Genomic DNA, 3,107 nt, shown 5'->3' on the forward strand with positions numbered 1-3,107 from the left:
TAACCGGGGAACCGGCGAACGCGCCGGCCTCGTAGGCCATCCACACGTCGGCCGCGGTGAACGTCCCGTCGTTTGCGACCCCGATCTTGACCCGCATCCTTGTTCCCGATGCCGGGCCGGTCGCTTTGAACACCTCGTCGCGGCCCATCACGATCCGAACCGGACGCCCGGCTTTTTCTGAAAGGCGGGTCGCGACCGGTTCCACGTAGATCGTGGTCTTGCCCCCGAAACCGCCGCCGATCTCGGCCGGGGTGACCTTGAGCCGGCCGGTGTCCCAACCCAGGATTTGGGCCGTCAGGGCCCGCATCGCGAAGTGCCCCTGGGACGAGACAAACAGGTGGGCTCGACCATCGGAGCCGACATCGGCCACACAGGCGTGCGGTTCGATGTAGCCCTGATGGACCGGCTTGGTCGTGAACTCCCGCTCAACCACGGCGTCGGCCTCGGCGAATCCTTTGTCGAGGTCGCCCCGTTCGTGCACGATCCGGCTCGCCACGTTGGAGGGGCCCTCGGCGGCGCCCTCGGCCGGGTTTTTGGTGACCATGGCCTCGTGGAGCAGCGGCGCGTCGGCGGCCATGGCGTCGTCCACGTTCAACACGTGGGGCAGCGGTTCGTACTCGACGACGATCGCGGCCGCCGCCTCCCGAGCCTGACGCCGGGTGGTGGCCGCCACCGCGGCGACGACGTGGCCCTCGTAGAGGACCTTGTCGCGGGCCATCACGTTTTTCGAAAGGTCGACCTCACCCGGGCGAGCCCCGAGTTCGGCCAGGTCGGGGAAGTCGGCGCCGGTGACGACCGCTTTCACCCCCGGCATCCGTTCGGCCTCGGCGGTATCGATCTTATACTGTAAAGTAGCGTAAATATACGCAGGGTACACCAAAATTCTGATGATACAACTTACCTAATCGTTCTGCTGCTAACTTAGTAATTCCATAAGGGGATACTGGTTGAGGACAAATAGTCTCAGGAGTGGGAAAAGTTTCAGCATTACCATATACAGAAGAAGTAGAAGCATAAACCAATCTTTTCAAATGAGGAGCATCTTTAGCCGCTTCTAAAATTATTTGAGTAGCATTGATATTACGTTCTGTATAAGCACGAAAACCTTCACCCCAACTAGCACGAACACCTGCTTGGGCAGCTTGATGATAAACTATATCTACATCTGCCAATAACTCTGACCAATTTAAAGATTGAATATCATTTTCTATTAATTGGAAAGCGGAATTGTCTTGAAATTGAGAAATATTCTGACGTTTCAAAGCAGGGTCATAGTAATCATTAAACTGATCGATTCCTATTACTTTTTCTCCTTGATTTAAAAGAGTTTCTGCTAAATGAGACCCGATAAACCCACCAACACCTGTTACGATAATATTAGTCATTTTTTCCTATATTCAAGTGGCTATTTTTTGCTGAAAGTGGGAGTCAATTTATCCTAATGTTGAAAAAAATTAACTCTCTTCTGTTATGCTCCGTTCCATCTTATCTAAAATTTTAGTAAGCTGAATCCAGACAACTAATCCAGTTGCTACAGTTAAAGGCAAACAAATAGAATAGGCAACTAAGTTAGTAAATCCAAATAATTGTAAACTTGAGGATAAAAATATTAATGCACCACTAGCAATACCTAAATAGGGAAGCTGTAATGTTAATCCTCTCATACTAACTATATTACAAGTAGAAGGATTTACTGACCAATCTTTAACCAGTTGCTTAATTAATTTGGCAAATACTATTCCTGAAGATAAACTCATTAATAAACCAACTGCGATTAAAAAATAGGGAGGTTGAGGAAGACTATACACAAATATTTCCTTAATATTTCCTTGATTTATGCTTTAGATACATTGAGGAATATATACTACTGAATTACAGAATTATTTGTCAAAAAAACATTTTATTTTCAATTCATTATCTGACTTTACTAAAATTAAAAAATAAATTCTTATCTGTAATTCAGCAATATTCAGACATCAAGTCATTAATTTAATTTTTGATTATTTGTCATTGCCATTACAGAAGGTAAAATTGCAGTAGCTCTCTGTGTAGAAAATTCAGCTAGAGCGCCTAAAGCAATATTAAACAAACGACTTGGTTGAAAGTCATCTTGAATTAGACCCCACAAACGAGTAACTTCTTCGGTGTGAATTCGGTCATCTTCTACCATTGCTAGTATCAATTTTTTTCGGAGAAATTCACCCTCTTCACTCAAAAGATATTGTAAACCTAATTGAGCAGTAGGTAGTATATCAAAATTTTGGTCTGTCTGAGCTATGCCAATCAAATTTTCTAACCTTTGCCACTGAAACTTTCCATCTTTAAACAATACCTCAATTAACCGACGACGTAATGCTGGGGACTCACCTTTTAATAATCTTCTTGCCACATAAGGATAAGCAACATCAACTATTCTGAAATTTGGATTTAGGGAAAGAGCTAAACCTTCCTCGGTGACCAAAGAACGAATAATTAAGGCAAACTTAGCCGGAACTCGGAATGGGTATTCATACATTAGTTCCGAGAACTTATCTGTAATTGTCTTAAAGTTAAAATCCTTAACTTTCTCACCCATAATATTTCCCAGCACTATTTCTAAAGCTGGTACAATTGGCTGAATATCTACATCCGGTGCCAAAAACCCAAGCTTGACAAAATCTTTAGCCAACTCTTGATAATCTTTGTTAATCAAATGAATGACTGAATCAACCAAAGTTTCTTTAGTATCCTGCTCCAATTGATCCATCATGCCAAAGTCAATGTAGGCCATCCGACCATCTTTTAATGCAAATAAGTTACCGGGATGAGGATCTGCATGAAAAAAGCCAAACTCTAGTAATTGACGTAGACCGCTAGTAACCCCTACCGTAATTAGAGTATCAGTATCAAGACCTGCTGCTTTAATTTGTTCAGTATCTAATAATTTCAGACCATCAATCCATTCCAAGGTCAAAACATGGATGGTAGTATAACGCCAAAATATTGATGGTACCTTCACACTTGGGTCATCGGCAAAATAAGTAGCAAATCTTTCTGCATTTCGCCCTTCATTGATATAGTCAATCTCTTCAAATAGCTTTGTGCCAAATTCATCTACAATCAGAGAT

General features: G+C 43.6%; 3 protein-coding genes and 1 pseudogene. All 4 read right to left on the bottom strand.

Annotation, left to right across the window (positions count from 1 at the left end; all coding sequences use genetic code 11):
• On the bottom strand, nt 1-814 hold an 814-nt coding region (locus F6K13_RS25635; protein ID WP_287288801.1), incomplete at its 3' end, for a xanthine dehydrogenase family protein molybdopterin-binding subunit.
• Nucleotides 815-842: 28 nt separating this feature from the next.
• Nucleotides 843-1,385: pseudogene (locus F6K13_RS25640) on the bottom strand (GDP-mannose 4,6-dehydratase); the annotation flags it as partial.
• A gap of 69 nt (nt 1,386-1,454) precedes the next feature.
• On the bottom strand, nt 1,455-1,808 hold the full coding sequence (locus F6K13_RS25645) for a hypothetical protein (RefSeq protein ID WP_124144470.1): 354 nt from the start codon (nt 1,806-1,808) through the stop codon (nt 1,455-1,457).
• Between the two features lie 176 nt (nt 1,809-1,984).
• On the bottom strand, nt 1,985-3,107 hold a 1,123-nt coding region (locus tag F6K13_RS25650; protein WP_287288803.1), incomplete at its 5' end, for an AarF/ABC1/UbiB kinase family protein.

The sequence above is a fragment of the Okeania sp. SIO2B9 genome, from assembly GCF_010672505.1.
Classification (GTDB): domain Bacteria; phylum Cyanobacteriota; class Cyanobacteriia; order Cyanobacteriales; family Microcoleaceae; genus Okeania; species Okeania hirsuta.